We start from the raw sequence: 21025 nt of genomic DNA on the forward strand, positions 1-21025 counted from the left end.
AAACAACACGAAGCCAAGCTGCGTTTTTTACAACAAGAAGCTGAATTAAAGCAGCGCCGTAATGCTGCCAAAAGTAGTTAAGTATAGTGGACAGAGGGGTCCACTATAATCTCGTTGGCGCAGGTATTGCTGCGTTAGTCGCTGGCAGTATGATTGCTGTATTACCACTTGCTGCTGCAGTATTTGTGGCGATTGGCGTGGCTTATGTGTTAAACGAAGTGGATGCTAAATATGGTATTACCAGGGCATTAATTGATCGTTTAGAGCATGTTGAGTCTGAAATGAAGCAGGATGCAGTCGATGGGATATATTACTTGTTTTTAGTTACAGGTAAGGTAGTGAGAAGACGTTTGGTTAGTAGAACACAGCAATATATAAACCGTTTAATCAGGCGCTTTATTCAGTTTCCGGCTTTACGATGAGCGTCAGCAATACTAAAGCTATCGCTGCCGGGTTTGCGCTGCTGATTTTTATCTCGTTGCTACTGGTGGCCATTATTATGCTGCTGGTGCCTTCGTGGTTAAGCCAGCTAAACGAACTTGCATCAGAGCGGCCGCTAATTGTTATAAGTTATTCGGGTAACCTGATGCCTGGGGTTGTACTAAGTTTGATGGTGATGCTGGTGTTTATCATATTCCAGCTAACAGTACGCCTTCGTGGAGAAGTAGCTCTGTCAGTTATTGAAAAGGTAAATAACCTAAGCGGTAAGCTAATGGTTGTATCTTTAGTATTAATGTTTGTTGGTAGTTTTGCATTAGGTAACTGGTTGGACAATAAAGCTGAGCAAGCTGGCTATCAACCCTGCCCGACATCTACTTTACTATCTAATAGAGTAACTTATACCGCTTGGGTTAAAAACGAAGCGTTATGTTATGACCGTGATGTACGACGGATCATTAGCCGGGGCACACCAGACGAAACTGCTCAGGTGGAGCAACATTTACAAGCAAGACAAAAGCAACACGAAGCCAAGCAGCATTTTTTACAACAAGAAGCTGAATTAAAGCAGCGCCGTAATGCGACACAAAATGAATAAGTTACACGTATTAGTTAGGCCGGTAGTTGAGTTAGTCGCATTCACATGTTAAAAACGGCTAACTTAATCGATAAGAACCGCCATTATGTGGACTATTGTTGTTGCCTCGGCCAACCCGGCCAAAATTACTGCGGCTAAGCAGTGCTTTCAAGCTAACTTTCCTGAGCACGCCATTACGGTAACTGGCACCGCCGTGCCCTCAGGCGTGGCCGAGCAGCCATTAACCAGTGCTGAAACTTTACGGGGTGCTGAAAATCGCTTGCAGGCCTTAAAGCAGCAATGCCAGGCCGATTTTTATGTCGCAATAGAAGCCGGGCTGGATAATGACCTGACCTTCGCCTGGATGCTGATAGAGCATAACGGAAAGCAGGGCAAAGCCCGCTCTGCCAGCTTGATGTTACCGCCAACCGCATTGCAACTGCTGGCAGAAGGAGTGCAATTAGGTGATGCCATGGACCAGTTATTTGGTACCAGCAACATTAAGCAAGCCGGTGGCGCTATTGGCTTGCTTACCCACAACCGTTTAAGCCGGGCCAGTGTGTATCAGCAAGCACTGACGCTGGCGCTGATCCCCTTTTTAAACCCTGAACGTTTTTAATCAGCTGCCCGTCCGGCCTGCCAGCGCGCCAGAAAATATAACACGGTACCCAGTATTACAAATAGCGCCGTAGCCAGCACCGAAGACCAACTTACTTGCATTGCCAGCCAGATACAGGCGGCAATACCCAGCAGCGGTATGGTGTAACCTAATGGCAGTACAAAGCTGCTGCTGTTGGCCAGCTTTGGCCTAAGCACTGGCACGGCGGCGCAGGTAAGGCTATATAACAGCAAACGTGATACCACGGTTGCGGCGGCCAGCCACAGGAATGAGCCATATAAGGTGAGTAACAGGGCCAATACACCAAAAAACGCAATAGAGTTTGCGGGTGTTAAAAAGCGTGGCTGTACTACTGCAAACCAGGCCGGCAGGCTGCCATCTTCGGCTAAGGCAAAGCTGGCTCGTGGGGTTGAAAATATTGCACCGAGCAAGTTAGCCGCTACCGAGGAGACGACACCCAGCATTAGTACCGCCGCGCCAATAGGGCCAAATAACATCGCGGCAACGTCTAGCAGCGGGCTGGTTGAATTAGCAATATCGGGCACCGCGGCCACGCTAACCAGCTGAATGGCAATATACAGCAAGGTAACCAGCAGCAAACCAAGGATCAGCGCCCGCGGCATATCCCGCGCCGGGTTTTTTGCTTCACCCGCCGGTATTATTACCGATTCAAACCCGACAAAGGCATATATTAGCAATAAGGTGGCTGCGCCAATATCATAGCCGCTACTAAATACGTTAGCAGGGTTAAAGGTTGGTAGCAGCTGACCGCCCAAATAGCCGGCGCCGGCAATCACCAGCAATAATAGTGCGGTAAATTTAACCACCGTTAGCAAGGCTAACGAGCGAATAGCGCGCACTGAACCCAGTACATTAACCAAGGTCAGGCTGGCGATTATCATGCTGAGCAACACCCCCCGGTAAATTCCCGCGGTCGCCTCGGGCCAGAAATAGCCAATGCTATCAACCAGCAATACCGTGTTAGCCGCAAAAGAGACTAAGCGCGCAATATAATACAGCCAACCGGCCTGAAAGCCGATAAAGGAGCCAAACGCTGCTGTGCCATAACGCACCGGACCCCCACTGCTACTAAAATAACTAGACAGCTCTGCCATGCAAAGCAAAATAGGTAATATTAACAACGCACAAAATAGGTAAATAAGCGGGCTGTACTCGCCCGCCAGTTTGGCTGCACCGCCGGGCAAACCAAAAATGCCGGCACCAATTAAACCATTTACCACCAGTAACCACAGGCCAAATAAACCCAAATGGCGTGGCAGGCTACGCCCAGTTATGGCCAGTTTCACTTCAGACATACATTGTTTATTCCAGACATAAAAGCTATCCGCTGATCCCAGTGCTTTACTATAAAGTGAATGGGCGTGTTATGCACCCTATGCGCGCTAGCGCACCGAACTTAGTTGATCATTAGACTACAGTGGGCTGCTTGTTAGTACATTTCTGTACTGGCGGTAGCAACAACGAGGTATATATGAATAAGTTCAGCACACAGAAAAAATACCCCACTGAGCAAGCGAACCACCTTCAGTTAACAGACAAAAAGCCAACCAAGTCGGCTAAACAGCACGCTGACATAAAAACTGACCAGGTTATACCCATTACTTAGTAGGGAGTGTTATGGACGATCCTCAATTTGTTAATCCGTTTGTTCTGCCAAATAGCGCTTTGCAATTACACTTTGAAGCACTGAGTGCTGAGATGGTACGCATACGCTGTGAAGTGTTATTGCAACATAATATTTGGTACCAACAGCAGCAGCAGTTGCAACAAGATAAAGCACTGCTGTCAGTCGCACTGCTACAAACCAGCGCCTTGCATGCCAGTACTCAGGATAAATTACAACGGCTTGAAGAGCATGGCGAACGGGACGTGCTGACCCAAACCCTTAACCGCGATATTATGCTAGACCGAATTAGCCACGCCATCAGCTTGGCAAAAAGGGAACAAAGCCAGTTTGCGCTGTTATTTATTGATCTGGACAATTTTAAACCAATTAATGATCAATTTGGTCATGCCGCAGGTGATGCGGTATTGCAGCAGGTGAGTGCCCGCTTAACTTCGGCCATTCGTGACAGCGATGCGCTTAGCCGCCATGGCGGTGATGAGTTTTTATTACTGCTGAATAATACCAAATCCCCGCAGGATATTAGCGCCTTCACTGCAAAAATAGTGCACATGCTGGCAGAACCCTATCAGCTTGTTTGTACTACCGTTTCGTCATCAGCCAGTGTCGGTGTGGCGGTATTTCCTGCTGATGGAGACAACGCGGCAGCCCTGATTAACGTTGCCGATGCGGCTATGTACCGGGCCAAGCAACAAGGCGGTAACCGGGCTTGCTAAGGCGGGTCCTGTTATTGCTGCTATGCGCGCTAACGTACCGACGCCGATAAAATTAAAGGCTATTACTAACGTAGGGTGCACCTTTGTTGCCGCCCGCATGTGTCAGGAGCTACAGATGAAAACAACGACCACCGATTCTATATTCACCACTTTGCGTTTATACCGGCTGGGCTTGGGTAAAAACTGCTTATTACTGGCAGGCGCCATGGTAATGCTAACGGCTTGCGCAACAGCACCTAGGCCACCATTGGCCGAGTTGCAGGCGGCAGAGCGCGCTATTAGCGAAGCTGAACAAGCGCAGGTTGTGCGCTATACCACAACTGAATTAAATACTGCCCGTACCGAACTAACGGCAGCCCGCAACGCGGTGACTGCAGAAAATATGCCGCAGGCACAACGTTTGGCACTGCAAGCCGAGTTAAGTGCTGAGTTGGCAGTCGCCCGGGCGGAACTATTAAAAGCAGAAGCCATTAATAAAGATATGCAACAAAGTATTGAGGCGTTACGTCAGGAAACACAGCGTAATGTGTCGGGAGTAAGACCATGAATAAAATTAATATTCAGTTATGCCGTAAAACGCTGCTTAACCTAAGTGTAGCGAGCGTTTTTCTGGCCGGATGCGCTAGCGGCCCTAAAAGCCCTGATGCTGCGGCTAATGTCCGGCAACAACTAACGCAATTACAAAGTGACTCGCAACTGGCGGTACTGGCACCACTGGCAATAAAAGAAGCCGAGCAGGCGGTTATGCTGGCAGAACAAGCAGAAAAAAATACCGTTCTAGTTGAGCACCGGCTCGTAATGGCTGAACGCAAAATCAGTATGGCCAGAACACAAGCTCAAACCCGCCAGTTAGAGCTGCAGCGAGATGGCTTAAATCAGCAACGCGACGACGTAAGATTAAACGCTCGCACCCGTGAGACGGCGAACGCCCGCGCTGACGCCAGTGCTGCACGTAGCGACGCAGAGCGAGCAAGAATGCAAGCCAGCAATGCCCAGGCTGATGCCGCAACGGCACGTGATGAAGCCCGCACTGCTCGCGAGCGAGCCGCTGAGTCAACCGCAACTGCAGCAGACTTACGAGCGCAAATTGCCGAACTTAACGCCCGGCCAACCGACCGTGGCTTAGTCGTGACCTTGGGTGATGTGCTGTTTGATACTGCTCAGGCCAGCCTGAAAAACAGCAACAGTAACCATTTAGATAAACTGGCTATGTTTTTAAATGCTTACCCGATGCGTACCGCCCAAATAGAAGGCCATACCGACAACGTCGGCTCTGATGGCGCCAATATGCTGTTGTCGCAGCGCCGCGCCGATACTGTTAAAGCTTTTTTAGTAGCCAAGGGTATTGCCGGCAGCCGGTTGGAGGTGTCGGGTAAAGGTGAAAGTGTGCCGCTAAGCAGCAATATTACCGCCGATGGCCGGCAGCAAAACCGCCGGGTTGAAGTGATTATAGCCAATATAAAAGAATAACCTGATGCTGCTTAATAAGCGTGCTGGCGCACTGAGCAGGCTGGAAGCATCCATTATATTTGAGACAAGGCAATGGCAATTATGCTGGTGTCGCACTGAACGGAGTAATTATGAATAAGCCAATAGAAACATTTACTGATACTGCTAATAATGCGTTCAACTATGGTATTGATGCAGCATCCGGTACCATGCACAAGGCTATTGACAGTGCTCATGGCGCTGTAAATAAAATGGCTAATGGTGCCAACCACGCTGCCGATGCTATTGCAGCAAAGGGTGTGCAATTGCAACACATGCAACGGCAACTTACTCACAGCGCTAAGACACAAGCTCGCACGCATCCGCTGTTAACACTGGGTATCGTGCTGGCCGGTGGTGCCTTGCTGAGCTATTGGTTTAGCCGGCGTAACAACGGTAATGACGCTGGCTAAAATCAATAAAATAACCGCTGCGGCGGTTTTTTTATTGGTAAGGTTACCAATTATGACGGTTATGGTGTGCCCTGCTCGGTTAATTTCCGGCGAACGGTATCAGCGGTGAGCTTACCCAATAGGCGTTGATATTCGTCTAACTCAATCTGATAACATTCGCATGCTGCACGCTGCACCGCGTTACGGTTTAGAATGGTAATTGCGCCTCTGGTATAACTAATTAAGCCTTGTTTTTGCATAACGCCGGCGGCTACCGTTACGCCGCTACGCCGCACGCCAAGCATATCGGCCAAAAACTGATGAGTCAGATGAAAACGATTGCTGTGGGCGCGGTCCTGGCTCATCAGTAGCCAGCGCGCCAGCCGGCAATCCAGTTCATGAAAATGAACGCAGGCTGCGCTTTGTGACAGCTGGGCCATCAACACAAATAAGTATTGCTGCAGCACATGTTGCAATTGCGGGCATTGTTCCAGCAACTGCTGCAAGGTAGCAATATCTATACGCCAGGCTGTGCCTTTGCCTTGTACCACCGCTTGCGTGGGTGCGGCAGTTATACCTAATGCCAAGGTAACCCCCAGCATCCCTTCATTACCAATTAAGCCCATTTCCAGTGGTTTATGGCCGTCCAGTTTAGTGACGAGTGAAATAAAACCACTCAGTGGAAAATACAAATAGCGGTAACGTTGATGTGGCTCGCAAAGGATGGTACCAAACTCCAACTCTACTATTTCACAATGTTGAAATAGCAAGGTGCGTTCTTGCTCTGGCAGTAAATCGATCAAATGATTGGTAATGAGTGGAAAGTTTACAACGGACATAACACTGACCTCTAGCACGAGCGTTGGAGTAACAGCACAAGACAGGTGCCGTGCAGCCTTGATTCGCAAGTGTAACGGCTGGCAAGCAGTTGTTCTGTACGTTACGCCACGCAGTTGCTGTGTTATTTACCCTGCTGTTCGTTGGCCAGCAGATGCCAGCTGAGTACATGCTGTTGCTGATCTAAGGCCAATGTGATGCAGCGTTCGCTAATAAATAGCGGCGAGTCTGCTGCGATAACGTTATCGTCTAGGGTAAGTATGGCCTGTTCAGGTTGTAGCACTCTATGCTGGCTAATGTCGATGTTATAACAGCTGCTGCCAATATTAATGCTGGCGCTAAAGCCAGGCCAGGCTGCGGGTATGCAGGGTGCGATCTGAATGTGGTCACCACAGCAGGTCAGGCCCAGCAGGCTTTCCACCCCGGCCCGGTACATCCAGCCGGCGGCGCCGGTATACCAGCTCCAGCCACCACGGCCACTATGTGGCGCCACTGAATACACATCAGCCGCCACCACATAAGGTTCTAGCTTATAGCGGGCAACATCAGTAGGGTTTAACGCATGGTTTAGTGGGTTTAACATGCCAAAAAGTTGATGCGCTTTTTCTGCCTGACCCAACTTGGCAAAAGCCATTATTACCCACATGGCCGCATGGCTGTACTGGCCACCGTTTTCTCTCAGCCCCGGTGGATAACCTTTAATGTAACCCGGATTATGCTCGCCCTGGTCAAAGGGGGGCGTAAACAACAGCAATAATTGTTGTTGGCGTTTTACCAGCCGCTGATCAACCGCCGCCATGGCGGTGGTTGCACGTTGGCTGTCGGCGGCACCGGACAGTACCGCCCAGGACTGGGCAATCGAGTCCAGCTGGCACTCGTCGCTATACTGGCTGCCCAGCCAGCTGCCATCGTCATACGTGGCGCGTTTATACCAGTTGCCGTCCCAGCCATACTGCTCTATCGCGTTAAGCAAGATGTCATAATGTGTTTGCCATAACGCCGCCCGTGGATCATTTCGCACCGCTGCCAGCGGAATAAACTGGCGCAAGGTGGTTAATAACAGCCAGCCCAGCCAGATACTTTCACCTTTACCGCCACTGCCAACCTGATCCATGCCGTCGTTCCAGTCACCACAACCTATCAGCGGTAAGCCGCGTTCACTGCTAAGCGTTATAGCCTGATCCAGGCCGCGGGCACAGTGCTCAAATAAGGGTGCTGTCACGTCGCTTGGCATCGGCTGGAAAAACGCATCATGTTGATCTGCGCCCAGCAGCGGGCCTTGCAAAAAGTTGACGTTTTCATCTAACACCGCGAGATCGCCAGAGGTGGCAATATAGCGGGCGCAGGCAAAACCCAGCCATACTCTGTCATCAGAAATACGGCTGCGTACGCCCTGGCCACTGTGCGGTAGCCACCAATGCTGCACATCACCCTCAACAAACTGGCGCTGCGACGCACGCAGTAACTGGGCACGGGTAAGCTCTGGTGCGGCAAAACTCAGTGCCATAGTGTCTTGCAGCTGGTCGCGAAAGCCGTAAGCGCCACTGGCCTGATAAAACGCCGCGCGGGCATATAAGCGGCAAGCAATGGTTTGATACAACAACCAGCCGTTAAGCATAATATCCATGGCGCGGTCGGGTGTTTTAACCTGCACGGCTTGTAACAATTTTTGCCAATGCTGCTGCACTTGCTCAAGCTCGTCGTCTAAATTGGCCTGGCGGTAGCGCTGCACCAGCGCCAGGGCGCTGGTGTGGTCGGCAGTTTGACCAAGCAAGAACACCAGTTCTATTTGCTCGCCGGGCGCCAGGCTAATGCTGTGTTGTAACGCGGCACAGGGGTCTAGCGCTGCGCCATCGCTACCACTTAGTGCCAGTTGCTGCACTAACGCCAACGGGCTTTGGCTGCTGCGATTACGGCCAATAAATTCGGTACGATCGGCGGTCCAACCGGCTAATTCCGAATTATTACCAAACGCCGCAAAGGCGACCTTGCCGGCAAAGGCCGTTTGCCAGGGGTTTTGCGCCAACAGCACGTTGTTAGCACGATCAAATTCACTGATGACATAGGGTGCACTGGCTGCGCGATTACGGCCCAATACCCATTCAGCATAAGCTGTTACCCGTAATTTGCGCGGGGTAGCGCCGGTATTGTGCAGGGTAAGTCGTGAAATTTTAATCGGCTGTTCCAGCGCCACATATTGCAGCAAGCTCAGCGTAATGCCCGCTGCCTGATGCTCGAAACGACTGTAACCAAAACCATGACAAGCGCGGTAATGACCGCCATCGTTTATTGGTGAGCTGGTGGCGCAAAAGAGCTGGCCGCTGTCTTCGTCTTGCACATAAATGGCTTCGGCACAGGGATCGATTACCGGATCATTTGACCAGGGCGTTAGCTGGTTTTCACGACTACTTTCGGCCCAGGTATAACCACTACCGCTAGCCGACACTTGAAAACCAAAGTGCGGGTTAGCAATAACATTAAGCCAGGGCATTGGCGTACGCTGATGGTTATGCAGCAAAATGACGTATTCGCGGCCTTGTTTGGCAAAGCCTCCCAGGCCGTTAAAAAACTCTAAATCAGTACTGTTATAGCGGCTTTCTGCACTGGCATCGGCCACTGCCGGCACTAATGGCTTACTGTACGCCGGCGGCTGTTGTTGGGCGGGTACCGCGGCAATGCGCTGTAGTTGCCGTTGCAGTGGCCCCCGCCTGGCGAATAACACGACGCTGGCAATCGAGGCCAGTAACGCCCGGCTCGGTACCGTCATTAAATCGGCACGCAAGGTATAAACATTACCACTGGCCAGGCGCATTGCGGGTGAAAGTAGCGCGCTGGGACGGCTTTGGCTGCTACGTACCAGAGTTTCTATCGCCTGTTGCAAATCCTGCACATAGGAGCTGGCGCGCTCATTAATGATAACTAAATCAACCGGTAACTGCTTTAAGCGCCAATATTCGTGGGCCCGTAATAACTGACGCAGGCTGTCTACATCTTCGATGTCGTCAATGTGCAGCAGCACAATCGGTAAGTCACCGGAAATGCCATGTTGCCAAATACCCGACTGTGGGCCTGCACCGCGGCTAATGGTGGCTGGCGGCGCACGAAAGCGGCTGTCGCTATACAGTAACGGCCCGGTAAGGCGTTGAAATAGTGCCGCTTCAGCTACGGTTATTGCCAGATAACGCAATTGTACCTGGGCCAATGTCCAGGCCAATGTTGCCGCACGCTCAAAAGCACTGTCTTCGTTATGTTGGCTAACCAGTTCTAATAGCGCTTCGCGTGAGTTGGCTATTAAGGTCCAAAAAGCCACTTTTAGCTGTTTGCCAGCAGCCAGAGTTACCGTGGGCCGTAAACATATAATTGGATCAAGCACCGTGCCGCTGCTGTTACTTAACGCCTGATATTGCTGCATGGCATGGGCTTGCTGCAAGCAGCTACCACTGCCAAAAAATGCCGCACGATCAGTCTCATATTGCAGTGGACTATTTTTCAGCGGCCCAGGTTGTAACACGCCGGTGCTGTGGCCTTCCACCACCACAAAATGGGCCAGCCACAAGGGCTGTTCTTTAGCAGAGCGCCGCCGCCGCGTGGCAATAATAGCGCCGTACTCACTGAGAAACTCGGTTTGCACAAATAATTTAGAAAATGCCGGGTGGGCGTTATCGCTGGCGGCATTACCAAGTACCAGCTCGGCATAAGACGTAAGCTCAAGCTGTTGTTCGTGGCGGCTGTGGTTGTATAAGGTGACGCAGCGCACTTCGCCATTATGCTCGGACGACACTACCACGGTAACTTTGGCGTTTATGTCTTGTTGTGTTACGGCAAATTCTGCACTGTCTTCACTAAACGTCACGCTGTGGCGATGCATGGCCTCAGACTTACTTGCTGCCAGCGGTTGCAAGCTGGCTGCCCAGAACGTTTTACTGTCGAGGGTACGCAATAAAATATAACTGCCGCAATTATCCAGACTATTGTCGGCGCGCCAACGGGTAATGGCTACGCCTTGCCAGTGGCTATAACCGCCGCCTGCTGCGCTAAGCATCACACTATAACTACCGTTACTTAAAATGTGGCTATGCGGTGCGCCCGTTGCAGTCGGGTCAAGGCTGCGCTCGGTAAGTGATTCGCTGACACTGCCGGCGGCAACGGTTACCGCTTCTGCTTTGGGATGCGCATTTAGCACATCACGTGGCACGCGCTCCTGCAACAATAGTTCGCAAGCGCTGATCATCGGTTCGCGATGGAAGCGGCTGCGCATCAGGCCATGTTGCAACGTGTTAAGAATGGCAATCAGCGTCATGCCCTGATGGTGCGCCATAAAACTTTGCACCAGCACCGGCTGGTCTGGATCTGGCAGGCGTTCCTTGGTGTAATCAATGGCCTCAAAAAAACCATAGTCAGCCAGCGCACCTAATTGCGCTAGTGTGGCGAAGTTGGCGCAAGCGGCTGGCGCATCGACCATGCTAGCTAATGCCGTAGCATAAGGGGCAATAACCAAATTTTGCGCCAGGCCACGTTTTAAGCCAAGTCCTGGCACGCCAAAATTAGAATACTGATAGGTTAGGTGTAAATCGCGGGCATTATAGGCTGACTCAGAAATGCCCCAGGGTATGTTGTGTTGCCCGGCATAACTGATTTGCCGTGCCACTATTAGCCGGTTACTTTGCTCTAGCAAACTGCCCACGGCAGCGCGCATGACCAAGGATGGCATTAAGTATTCAAACATGGAACCAGACCAAGAAAATAAGGCAGCACCAGCACCTAGTGGGGTGGCGCTGCGGCCAAGCCTGAACCAATGCTTGCTGTCGACATCACCTTTAGCAATGGCAAACAAGCTGGCCAGACGGGCCTCTGAGGCTAGCAAATCGTAGCAGCTGTGGTCGAGTTGGTTTTCATTTACGGCATAGCCAATAGCCAGTAAATTACGTTCAGTATTGAGCAAAAAAGCAAAGTTCATTTGCAGTGCCATTTCGCGACTACGCGCCGCCAGGGCAGCTAAACGTTGGTGTAGGCGGCGCTGTGCCGTGGGGTTTGCTTCAGCGTCTTGCTGGTGCTGGTTTACGGTTTGTAAAAATGCTTGCAGGTAATAGTGTAGGTTGTCGGTATTAAGGGGGGGCGTGTGCTGGTCCGGTTCATCTGCTGCACTGCTGCTAAAATACAGTTTAAGTGCAGTACTGGCCTGCTTAATTAATTCGCTATACTGCGGCGCTGTGGCATTCGGGGCTAAAAGTAACTGCAATATGCTCGCCAACGTGGCTGATAATGATTGTTGATGCGGCGGTGGGTTATCCTGCTGTGTCAGGCTTAGTCGTGCTAAGGCCAGCGTATCGGCCAGCCCTTGCATGGCCAGTGGTGCCTGCAGCTGTTGTTGCCAGTCTTCTAGGCTGTTAGCCAGCGCAATAAGATGCCCGGCCAGATTGCCGCTGTCTACCGATGAGATATAAACTGGTGCTAATGGTTGTAAGCTCTGGGTATCGTACCAGTTAAAAAAGTGTCCCTGATGGCGGCTAAGTTGCTGCAAGGTGGCAAAGGTTTGCTCCAGTTTTTCGATACTGGCTTTGGTACCCAGCCAGCCAAAGTCCCGCGCGGTGACAACCGACAATAAATACACGCCAATATTGGTCGGTGAGGTGCGATGGGCGATCACCGGTTCTGGCAGCTGCTGAAAATTATCGGGCGGCAGCCAATTATCATCAGCGCTAACAAAGCGTTCAAAAAAGCGCCAGGTACGCCGCGCAATTAAACGCAGACTGTGCGCGTCTGCAGCGGAAAGCGTGACGGTTTTTTGTTGGCTGGTTGGTAAACTAAGCCAATACATTAGCGCTGGTGCCAGGTTCCATGCGGTTAAAAATGGCAGCAGCAACAGCAGGTTTTGCGGTGCCAACCACACCACCAGGCCAGCACTTAACCAAGCCAGTACTAAGCCTGGTGCCATTTGTCGATAGTAGCCGACAACATTAAGCCGTTGCTGCGCCCCGCTGTGTGCTGCGGTAACCCATTGCAACAAGTGTTTACGGCTAACCAGCAAACGCCAGAGAGTGATGCCAACGGCATGGCTCATACGCCAGGCTTGATCGGCCAGTAACATAATATTTAGCAAGCTTTGGCTGGCGGTTTGTTGCACATCACTCAGCAGATTGCTGTATAAGCTGCGTAACTGAATGGCGCCGCCATTTTGCAGAATACTGTGGCGGGGCAGCAGGGCAAAACGGCGCATTAACCAATTGGGCAAAAGGAGTATGGCAAGCAGTAGCATGGTGGCATTGGCCGACAGTGGCCAGGGTAGCAGCAACACTGCTAACAGGGCCATAAAGCCGGTGGGGGCCAGTAAAGAACGGCGTAGGTTATCCAACATTTTCCAGCGGCCAAGCAATGGGATCTGCTCGGCTTGCGGCAGTCTGCGACTAAACAGTGCCGTGCTAAGCCAGGGTAATAACTGCCAGTCGCCTCGGGTCCAGCGATGCTGCCTTTTTACCGCTACATCATAACGGCTGGGGAAATCTTCTACTACTTCAATATCGGATACCAGCCCGGCACGGGCAAATACGCCTTCAAATAAGTCGTGGCTTAGCATGGTGTTTTCCGGCACCCGGCCGTCTAAGGCGGCGCTAAAAGCGGCAACATCATAAATGCCTTTTCCGGTAAAGGAGCCTTCGGTAAACAGATCCTGATACATATCAGACACTGCGCTGGCGTAAGGGTCGATGCCGGCAGGGCCTGAACTTAAACGCAAATAGCGTGATCCCTGGCCGGTTAACGCCAACGCCGGGGTAACCCGTGGCTGCAAGATGCCATAGCCGGCTATTACCCGCCGTTGCTCTGCACAAAACTGCGGCTGGTTAAGCGGATGGGCTATTTTACCCACCAGTTTAATGGCGGCGTTACGGGGTAAGCGGGTATCGGCATCAAGGGTAATAACATAGCGCACCCGGTCTGGTACTGCGTCTGATAACAGGGGGTACTCGGTGCTACTGCCACAGAAACGGCTGCTGCCAGTGCCCAGTAATAATTGGTTTAAATCGGCTAGTTTACCGCGCTTACGCTCGCGGCCAAGCCAGGCTTGCTGGCTGGGGTTAAACTCGCGTTGGCGGTGCAGCAATAAAAATCGAGGGCCTGCAGGGCCTGCCGCGTAATGTTGGTTTAAGACGACAATACCGTCAATGGCCTGTTGCAGCAGGGCATGATCGGCCGGCAAATGTTGTTGGTCGGCATCGGTAAAATCAGACAGTAGTACAAAGCTGATATCGCCATGGCCAGCGGCCAGATAATGCTCTTCCAGTTGTTGTAAATGGTGGCTGATTTCTGTGCGGTTGCTCAGTAATATTGGCACCGCGATCAGGGTTCGTAGCTCGGTTGGTATGCCTTGAGTTAACGCCAGTGCCGGCAGCAGTTTAGCGCCATTAAACCGCCCCGCCAGGCTTTGTAATAAAGCACTGCTTAGTTCGCTGACCGGAATTATCCAGAGCATTAGCAGCCACAGCCAATGAAAACCGCGAATGCCTAACAGTGTGCCAGCCGATAGCAATAATCCGCTACTAAGCAATATAAACAGGCAGATATAACCGGTAATACCACTTTTATGCAGCCGCTGGTGCAACCAACGAGTGGCGCCATATTTAATGCCAAGCTGTTGCTCAAAAGCCGCTCTGCCGCTGCCAATTAAATAATAGCCGCAGTCTGCTTCGCGTGCTGCCTGCACCGGGTTGTTGCCCGTGTCATGGCTTAGTTGAGCCTTACTCTGTAGCGTTTTAATAACGTTAGCAACGATGGCTAACTCGGCGCATCCCGCTTTGCGGGCCAGCTGTTCAATGGCACTGCGATACAGATTACGGCTGGCAAAATCCATGTCATTAAAGCGACAGGCCGTTGCTAATTGGTGATCAACCAGACTAATGCTTTCAAATAGTTCGGTCCAGTCGATATCGGAGATGCGGCGCATGCTGGTAATGACATTACGCACACTGACATTAGATGACCCCAACTGTTGCTGCATGCGTAATACAACATTATCGATAGTGTCGTGTTGGCTGGCCATTTGCTCGGTTAGCCATTGCAACGCCGGGGTAACGCCAGGGTCTTGATCACGTAGTCGTTTGGTTAACTGAGCGGCAAAGCTGTCATTTAAGGGCGTGCTACATTGCTGCACTTCATGCTGCCAATGTGCCCCGGCTAACAGGTTGTCGACGAGCTGGTCGGCAGCCGCCCGCTGCTGTAAGTCATTGCTTATCTGGTCGGTTAAGCGCCGCAGGTTTTCAACCAGCACAATACGCAAGGTAATGGCTACCGCCCATAACTCACCAATGCTCAGTGGCTGCACCTGCTGATAAGCCGTTAAAAAACGAATTAAAATTGCCGGGTCAAAATGGCTGTCGGTATGCGCAACATAGGCCCAGGCAATGCCCAGCACTCTGGGGTAGCCACGAAAAGGGCCTTCGGCCAGTTTGGGCAATTGATTATAATAGCCTGCTGGCAGATCGTCGCGAATTTCCCGCACTTGCTGTTCAACAATATGATAGTTGTCTAGCAGCCATTCTGCGGCTGGCACAATGCTATGGCCATGTTGTAACTCTTTGGCACTAACGTGGTATGCCGCCAGCAAAATCTTGGCATTAGCAGTTAGTCGGCGCTGTAAAGCAGGCTGAAAATATTGGCGTAGCTGTTGTATTGCCGAAGTTTCAGTGACAATTGGTTGTGCCACGGCCAAGCTATGGGCATGTTGCTCTAAGCGCTCAACACTGAATAACTCGGCACGTATCGGCGTGGTGTGCTGCCAAAGCTCGGCTGAAAACCAGCTTCTGGAGCGCTGGCGCAGGGCAATAGACGGGTAACGCATAACACGCGAAAATAAAGACATAGTAACCTGCGGCAGGTAGCAAAACAGAAGATTACAGAGCGTAACCTGTCGTTAGTAGGTTGTCAGTGCGCTGTCGTACATAGGTTGAAGGGGTGCAGTTTAAATGGGCCGCTAACGGCCGCAATTAATGACAAGTTGCAGTTTTTTTGCTGGCCGGTTTATCCTTGCTATAAGGTAACAACCGGTCAGTTTCTGCTTTTACCACCGCGTAGCATTCGCAGCTAAGCTGCTCTAGCTTGTGGCGGTCGGTCACCGTGATATGGCCGCGGCTGTAATCTATTACGCCGTGTTTATGCAAACGGCAAGCGGCTTCTGTTACGCCTTCACGGCGTACCCCGAGCATATTCGCTATAAGCTCCTGAGTCATCAGCAAATGGTTGTCATGTAAACGGTCCAGTGACAATAACAACCAGCGGCATAGTTGCTGCTCAATACTGTGATGGCGGTTACATACGGCCGTTTGCGCCATTTGGGTAATAAGCGCTTGCGAGTACCGAAGCATTAAATGCAGCAGTTCGCCATGGCGGTTAAATTCGTCTTTCATTCGCTGGCTCCGCAGGCGGTAACCCCAACCAGCACTTTGCACCACGGCGCGGCTGGTAGTGCTTTCGCCGCCCATAAACAATGCCACGCCAATCAGGCCGTCATAACCTACAACAGCAATTTCTGCTGACGCGCCATTTTCCATCACATATAGTAACGACACAATGCTATCGGTAGGAAAGTAAACATAGCGCAACACATCGCCAGATTCATACAACACTTTACCCAGCGGCATTTCTATTAGTTCCATGTGCGGAAATAGCCGTTGCTGCACCTCAGGCGACAAGGCATTAAGTAAATGATTATGCGTTGGCTGATGAGATGATGCGGTTTTAGTTTGCGGTTGCGCCGAATGAATCATATATATCCCTATGTTTGTAACAATATATTAGCCGCTACAAATTACAGCGGCGAATGAATATTATGAATTGTAATTGAAAAAAATGTTAACTCTGTGCGGTACCGCACAGAGAGGTGTGATAACATAACATTATTAAAACGGCACCAGGTTATTTGACCCGCATCGCGTTTTTAACCGAGGTCACGCCGGTTACTTCCCGTGCCACCCGAATTGCGGTGTCAATGTCTGCTGCAGAGTTTACAAAACCACTTAGTTGCACCACACCTTTAAAGGTTTCTACATTAATTTCAGCAACTTTAAGCGATGACGTATTAAAAATAGCGGCCTTTACCTTGGTGGTTATCACGGTATCGTCGACATACTCACCAGCACCCTCGCGAGTATCAGTAGCACCACAGCCCAATAATGTCAGGCTAAATAAGCTCAGAAAAAATAGGGCGTAGATATTTCGCATCTTCATGATGGTTATTCCTAGTTAGTGATATTTAATTTGATATGGATGGCGTAATAATGTTCAGGTTATTTTTTACTGCCTTTACCCCTGTCACTTTTTCGGCAACAACACCTGCGCGGCTTTTATCTTCGGTTGAGTTAACTGTACCGTTAAGACTGATTTCACCTTGCTCTGAGGTAACGGTAATAGTACTGTTGTTAAAAAACGCTTCACGTTTTAGTGCATCAGACACGGCGACGTTCAGACTGGTATCCTCCATCTGTATGGTTTTAGTTTGGTTTGCCGGAGTGTTGTCGCAGCCAGTTAATGCCAGTAACGGCAACAGCAGAAACAAGATAAAAATAGTAGGGCGAAGGGTCATATTCAGATTCTCAGTAAGTTTACTATAATGGTAACTTTCAACTTAAAACACCTTGCAGTGGGGATCTGTGCGCTAGCGCACTTTTGTTTGAAATAATAGTCGCCCTCCGATGATAGTCCGACTATAGTTATATTAATTGCGTTATGTTGCATACCGTACATACAACTCTGGCAGTACTGTTGCATAGTTATAGCCCATAAATCGTTAATAGGTAGAACGCAATGTTAGAAACAATAATTGTATTGCTGATTATTCTTTGGGCGCTCGGCCTGGTGTCTTCTTACACCATGGGTGGGTTTATTCATATTTTGTTGGTTGTGGCATTGGTGATGGTGGCGATAAGGCTTCTTCGTGGTCGCAGGATCTGATGTCAGCTGGTCGGAGACAGTATGCAAAGCAAACCCAATACTATTAATCATATTTATGGTGTTTGGCCGATTTTGCGCCATAAAATTTTGTTAACGCCCAGGCGCAGCTATGCTGAATTACAGCAAGCACTGCAGCAGGCGGAAAAAGTAACCGAGCATACGCTGGGCGAATTGTTGGCACTCAGGCAAAGCTTGCAGTTGGGTAACCCTAGCGACACAACAGACCAGCTGCAAATGCAACAGCGTATTCAGTTTATGATTAAGCAGGTGCAGCGCCAGGGCAGTGGCTTTGCTACGCTGTCTGTGCAATTAGATAATTACCAGGAAATATATGTTAATTATGGCGCGACGACCGCTAAGCAGGTTAGCGAGCTGGCCATGACTCGTTTGGCTGAGGCCGTGCGTGAGTGCGATGTAATTAGCCAGCAGGCCGACGACAAGTTTTTACTACTGATAACCGACGTCTCACGCATTTATGATGCGGTACTGGTAGCCGAAAAATTGATGCAAAAGCTGGCATTGCCAAATGGCTTGTGTCAGCCACCACTGGAGTTGTCGGCCAGTATTGGCATTAGCCGTTGTCCTGAAGACGGTATTGACGCAGAGTTATTAATGGAAAGGGCGGCAGCTGCCATGTTACACGCCCAAAGTCGTGGCGGTAATCAGTTTTCTTTATTACGTTAATCTGTTGGTTGCGTTTTAACAGTAAGTTACTTGCTCTGTTTGATAATAGGGGGCTTTAGGCCCCCTCTTGGTTCATTATAAATGTTGCTGTAAAAATGTCAGGTATGTCTGCTGCGCAGTAATGCGGTTAGCTTTTTTCAAGAAGCCGTGGCCTTCATCTGGGAACAGCACATACTCTACTGGTACGCCGTTGGCTCGAATGGCGGCGACCATTTCATCGCTTTCTACCTGCAAAACCCTTGGGTCGTTAGCACCTTGCACCACCAGTACCGGTTTTTTTACTTTGTCACCATGAAATACCGGTGAAATGCGGCGCAGTCGATCGCCATCTACTGCCGGATCACCCAGTTCAGCATACAGCGATTCACGATACGCTTCCCACCACGGTGGAATACTTTCCAGGGTGCGTACCCAGTTAGTTACTCCAAAAATATTGATACCTACCTTAAACTCATCGGTAAAGGCCATGGCGGCCATAGTCAGGTAGCCGCCGTAACTGCCGCCGATCACGCCAATGCGGTCGGTTGCTACCCAGTCCAGTTGCTGCAGATATTTTTTACCGTAAACAATGTCCTGTAAATCATCCTCACCGTGGCGCAGGTCATCCAGGTGATAAAAGGTTTTACCATAGCCAGATGAGCCACGGTTATTGACCGACAAAATGGCATAGCCATGATTCAACAAATGTTGGATCATCGGGCTGTAGCCAGTGCGGGACTGCCCACCGGGGCCACCGTGGATCCAAATTAGTGCCGGTACCTTAGCGTTAGGGTTAGCCTGATGCGGCTTATACAGTAGGGCTGGAATCGTTAGGTCGTCAAAGCTGTTAAAACGAATTACCTCACTTTGTACCAGATGTTGCTCGTTAATGCTGCTGTCGAGTGCTTGAGTGAGTCGTGTGACTTCTGGGCTACCTACTTGCCAGACATATAAATTAGACGGGCTATTATCGGCATTTAAGTAAAAACTCAGGTAGTTACTATCATCAGAAAAGGTTACGCCACGTAAGTCACCGGCAGGTAGTTCGGGTAGTTGCAGCGCGTTACCGTTTTTAAGGTTGGTAATACTGATCACGGTAGACGCGTCGGCATTCACGCCCTGCACCTGGTACTGTTTGTCATCGCTAAAGTAAATAAAGCTGATATCCCAGTCGGCCTGGCTATAAGGCACCGTGCTGGCGTTTTGCAAGTTGTAACTATAGGCGGCAACAAATTCACTGCTGCCATTGGCACCAAACAACAGCGCACTGCTATCCGGCGTAAAGCCGTATACCTGGTGGGAAATATTGCCCTGATGTTCGGTAATTAATTGTGGGTCAGTACTGCTGCCTAGCGTATGCAAAAACAGGTTATTATCGGCATTAGTGCGCTCTTTGCTTAGCGCCAGGTAACGGCCATCTTTACTTACGGCATCTATGCCATAACCATCGTTGTTTTCATACACCAACTTACGGCTGTAGTCGGTTGCATTATAGCGATACAAGTCAAAGAAACGGGCATCACGCTCATTGCTGGCAATAAAAAAACTGCCGTCATCGTGCCAACCAGCAAAATAGGCTTTCAGCTTGTCGCCGGGGGTAAGGTCGCGCACGCTACCGTCGGTTTCGCGCAGATAAACGTGGTTTAGCTCATTGCCGCCTTGATCCGCGGTATAGAGTAAGCGGTTATCATTGGGAAACCAACTAATTGGAAACGCCGGATCAGTAGTCGACTGTGTTAACGGTTGCCAGTCTTTACCGTCAAGGCTAACACGGTACAGGTTAAACACGCCACTTTCATCAGATGCTACCAGCAACGCGCTGGCATCATGGTTAATGTCATTGCCCATATAGCTTTTGGTGGCAAAGAATTGTTCAGCACTGTACTGAGCAATGCTACTACTAGCGCGACTGGCATTGCTACTCAGGTTAGCACTGACAGCTGGATCGGTGGCTTTATTACAAGCACTAAGTAAAAATGCAGCACTTAGCAGTAACGCTACAGTGCTTATGCGGCGTGATAACATAGTCGTTCCCTCTTTTAATCAATATCTGTCATCACGACTGCCTTACCTGTGATGGGTTATCCACTCTTTTTTGGTGTTTTCGCTGCTGCGGTAACCGGTTATTGCTAGCCTAAAAACTTTTTTACATACCAGCAACTGGCATAAATAGTTAAATTCTGCTGTTTAGCCCACGCCAGACCGTGGCGCACCAGCTTTTCAGCTAACCCCTTACCACGCAGTTCGGGTGGTACAAAGGTGTTGGTGAAATTAATGGTGCTGCCCGCCAGTTGATAATCTAGCTGGGCTTGCTCGCCATCATTTGCCAGCACAAAACGCTGCCGCCAGGCTTGATGAATAATCTCCTCTGCTGCCATTATTATTACTCCTCTAACCAGGGGGTTTGTGGCAATAAATTTAAGTGGCTGGTATAGCGGGCTAAATTAAAGCTTTGCTGATGCTCTATCACGTCAACCATTTCCGGCGCCAATGCGCAGGCTATTAGGGCAATGGCATCATCATAGCTGCTGCCGGTCATCCGTAGCCGCATTAATGTGGCTTTAACGTCAGTCGGGTAGTTGTCGGCTAACTGGTTTTCTACCACTTCAAATAGCATGGCCTGGTCAAGTTGTTCATCTTGCATGGTGTTACCTTTTTGCTCGGCGCAGTAACGCTGTTGCTGCATGATTAAGGTGCTTAGGCTAAGCT

18 protein-coding genes are annotated in these 21025 nt (G+C 50.2%); 9 read left to right on the plus strand and 9 right to left on the minus strand.

The window, feature by feature from the left end:
• Window positions 1–86 precede the first annotated feature (86 nt).
• The 3 genes from VT06_RS12155 to yjjX all read left to right on the plus strand — a co-directional run bounded on the left by VT06_RS12155 (window position 87) and on the right by yjjX (window position 1634).
• Entirely contained in the window at window positions 87–422 is a 336-nt protein-coding gene (locus tag VT06_RS12155) for a hypothetical protein (protein ID WP_046554591.1), read from the plus strand.
• Window positions 419–1036, plus strand: coding sequence for a hypothetical protein (locus tag VT06_RS12160; RefSeq protein WP_046554592.1), 618 nt, complete (start codon window positions 419–421; stop codon window positions 1034–1036). The genes VT06_RS12155 and VT06_RS12160 overlap by 4 nt, the downstream gene beginning before the upstream one ends.
• A gap of 85 nt (window positions 1037–1121) precedes the next feature.
• Complete coding sequence (gene yjjX, locus VT06_RS12165) at window positions 1122–1634, plus strand: inosine/xanthosine triphosphatase (protein WP_046554593.1); 513 nt, start codon at window positions 1122–1124, stop codon at window positions 1632–1634.
• On the opposite strand, the gene VT06_RS12170 is transcribed toward yjjX, so the two are convergent.
• Window positions 1631–2950, minus strand: a complete 1320-nt coding sequence (locus VT06_RS12170; RefSeq protein WP_046554594.1) for an APC family permease — start codon at window positions 2948–2950, stop codon at window positions 1631–1633. The genes yjjX and VT06_RS12170 overlap by 4 nt on opposite strands.
• A 322-nt stretch (window positions 2951–3272) precedes the next feature.
• Here VT06_RS12170 and VT06_RS12175 point away from each other — a divergent pair, with 322 nt between their 5' ends.
• The 4 genes from VT06_RS12175 (at window position 3273) to VT06_RS12190 (ending at window position 5896) form a co-directional block, all read left to right on the plus strand.
• Window positions 3273–3995 (plus strand): GGDEF domain-containing protein, encoded by a 723-nt coding sequence (locus VT06_RS12175; RefSeq protein WP_052750251.1) that lies wholly within the window; start codon window positions 3273–3275, stop codon window positions 3993–3995.
• 115 nt (window positions 3996–4110) lie between these two features.
• On the plus strand, window positions 4111–4542 hold the full coding sequence (locus tag VT06_RS12180; protein ID WP_082122520.1) for a DUF4398 domain-containing protein: 432 nt from the start codon (window positions 4111–4113) through the stop codon (window positions 4540–4542).
• Window positions 4539–5465 carry an OmpA family protein gene (locus tag VT06_RS12185; RefSeq protein WP_046554595.1) on the plus strand — a complete coding sequence of 309 codons (927 nt, stop codon included), beginning with the start codon at window positions 4539–4541 and terminating at the stop codon, window positions 5463–5465. Before VT06_RS12180 ends, VT06_RS12185 begins: the two co-directional genes overlap by 4 nt.
• 110 nt (window positions 5466–5575) lie before the next feature.
• Complete coding sequence (locus VT06_RS12190) at window positions 5576–5896, plus strand: hypothetical protein (RefSeq protein ID WP_052750252.1); 321 nt, start codon at window positions 5576–5578, stop codon at window positions 5894–5896.
• Between the two features lie 59 nt (window positions 5897–5955).
• On the opposite strand, the gene VT06_RS12195 is transcribed toward VT06_RS12190, so the two are convergent.
• The 5 genes from VT06_RS12195 to VT06_RS12215 all read right to left on the minus strand — a co-directional run bounded on the left by VT06_RS12195 (window position 5956) and on the right by VT06_RS12215 (window position 17285).
• Window positions 5956–6714, minus strand: a complete 759-nt coding sequence (locus tag VT06_RS12195) for a Crp/Fnr family transcriptional regulator (protein WP_046554596.1) — start codon at window positions 6712–6714, stop codon at window positions 5956–5958.
• 122 nt (window positions 6715–6836) lie between these two features.
• Window positions 6837–15566: a GH36-type glycosyl hydrolase domain-containing protein gene (locus VT06_RS12200; RefSeq protein ID WP_082122521.1), complete on the minus strand. Its 8730-nt coding sequence runs from the start codon at window positions 15564–15566 to the stop codon at window positions 6837–6839.
• Window positions 15567–15690: 124 nt separating this feature from the next.
• Window positions 15691–16470: a Crp/Fnr family transcriptional regulator gene (locus VT06_RS12205; RefSeq protein ID WP_046554597.1), complete on the minus strand. Its 780-nt coding sequence runs from the start codon at window positions 16468–16470 to the stop codon at window positions 15691–15693.
• 148 nt (window positions 16471–16618) lie between these two features.
• Window positions 16619–16930 (minus strand): BON domain-containing protein, encoded by a 312-nt coding sequence (locus VT06_RS12210; protein WP_046554598.1) that lies wholly within the window; start codon window positions 16928–16930, stop codon window positions 16619–16621.
• 25 nt (window positions 16931–16955) lie between these two features.
• The gene (locus VT06_RS12215) at window positions 16956–17285 is read right to left on the minus strand and encodes a BON domain-containing protein (protein ID WP_046554599.1); all 330 of its coding nucleotides are present in this window, start codon (window positions 17283–17285) and stop codon (window positions 16956–16958) included.
• Window positions 17286–17506: 221 nt separating this feature from the next.
• On the opposite strand from VT06_RS12215, the gene VT06_RS18090 reads away from it, so the two are divergent.
• Together VT06_RS18090 and VT06_RS12220 are read left to right on the plus strand one after the other, a co-directional pair.
• The gene (locus VT06_RS18090) at window positions 17507–17653 is read left to right on the plus strand and encodes a lmo0937 family membrane protein (protein ID WP_152659019.1); all 147 of its coding nucleotides are present in this window, start codon (window positions 17507–17509) and stop codon (window positions 17651–17653) included.
• A 21-nt stretch (window positions 17654–17674) separates the two neighbouring features.
• Window positions 17675–18337 carry a GGDEF domain-containing protein gene (locus VT06_RS12220; RefSeq protein ID WP_046554600.1) on the plus strand — a complete coding sequence of 221 codons (663 nt, stop codon included), beginning with the start codon at window positions 17675–17677 and terminating at the stop codon, window positions 18335–18337.
• A 75-nt stretch (window positions 18338–18412) separates the two neighbouring features.
• On the opposite strand, the gene VT06_RS12225 is transcribed toward VT06_RS12220, so the two are convergent.
• The 3 genes from VT06_RS12225 to VT06_RS12235 all read right to left on the minus strand — a co-directional run bounded on the left by VT06_RS12225 (window position 18413) and on the right by VT06_RS12235 (window position 21002).
• Window positions 18413–20341: a S9 family peptidase gene (locus tag VT06_RS12225; RefSeq protein WP_046554601.1), complete on the minus strand. Its 1929-nt coding sequence runs from the start codon at window positions 20339–20341 to the stop codon at window positions 18413–18415.
• A gap of 104 nt (window positions 20342–20445) precedes the next feature.
• Entirely contained in the window at window positions 20446–20694 is a 249-nt protein-coding gene (locus VT06_RS12230; RefSeq protein ID WP_046554602.1) for a GNAT family N-acetyltransferase, read from the minus strand.
• Between the two features lie 5 nt (window positions 20695–20699).
• Complete coding sequence (locus tag VT06_RS12235; protein ID WP_235357420.1) at window positions 20700–21002, minus strand: hypothetical protein; 303 nt, start codon at window positions 21000–21002, stop codon at window positions 20700–20702.
• Window positions 21003–21025: the final 23 nt, after the last annotated feature.

It is taken from the genome of Arsukibacterium sp. MJ3 (assembly GCF_000987765.1).
Lineage (GTDB): Bacteria > Pseudomonadota > Gammaproteobacteria > Enterobacterales > Alteromonadaceae > Alishewanella.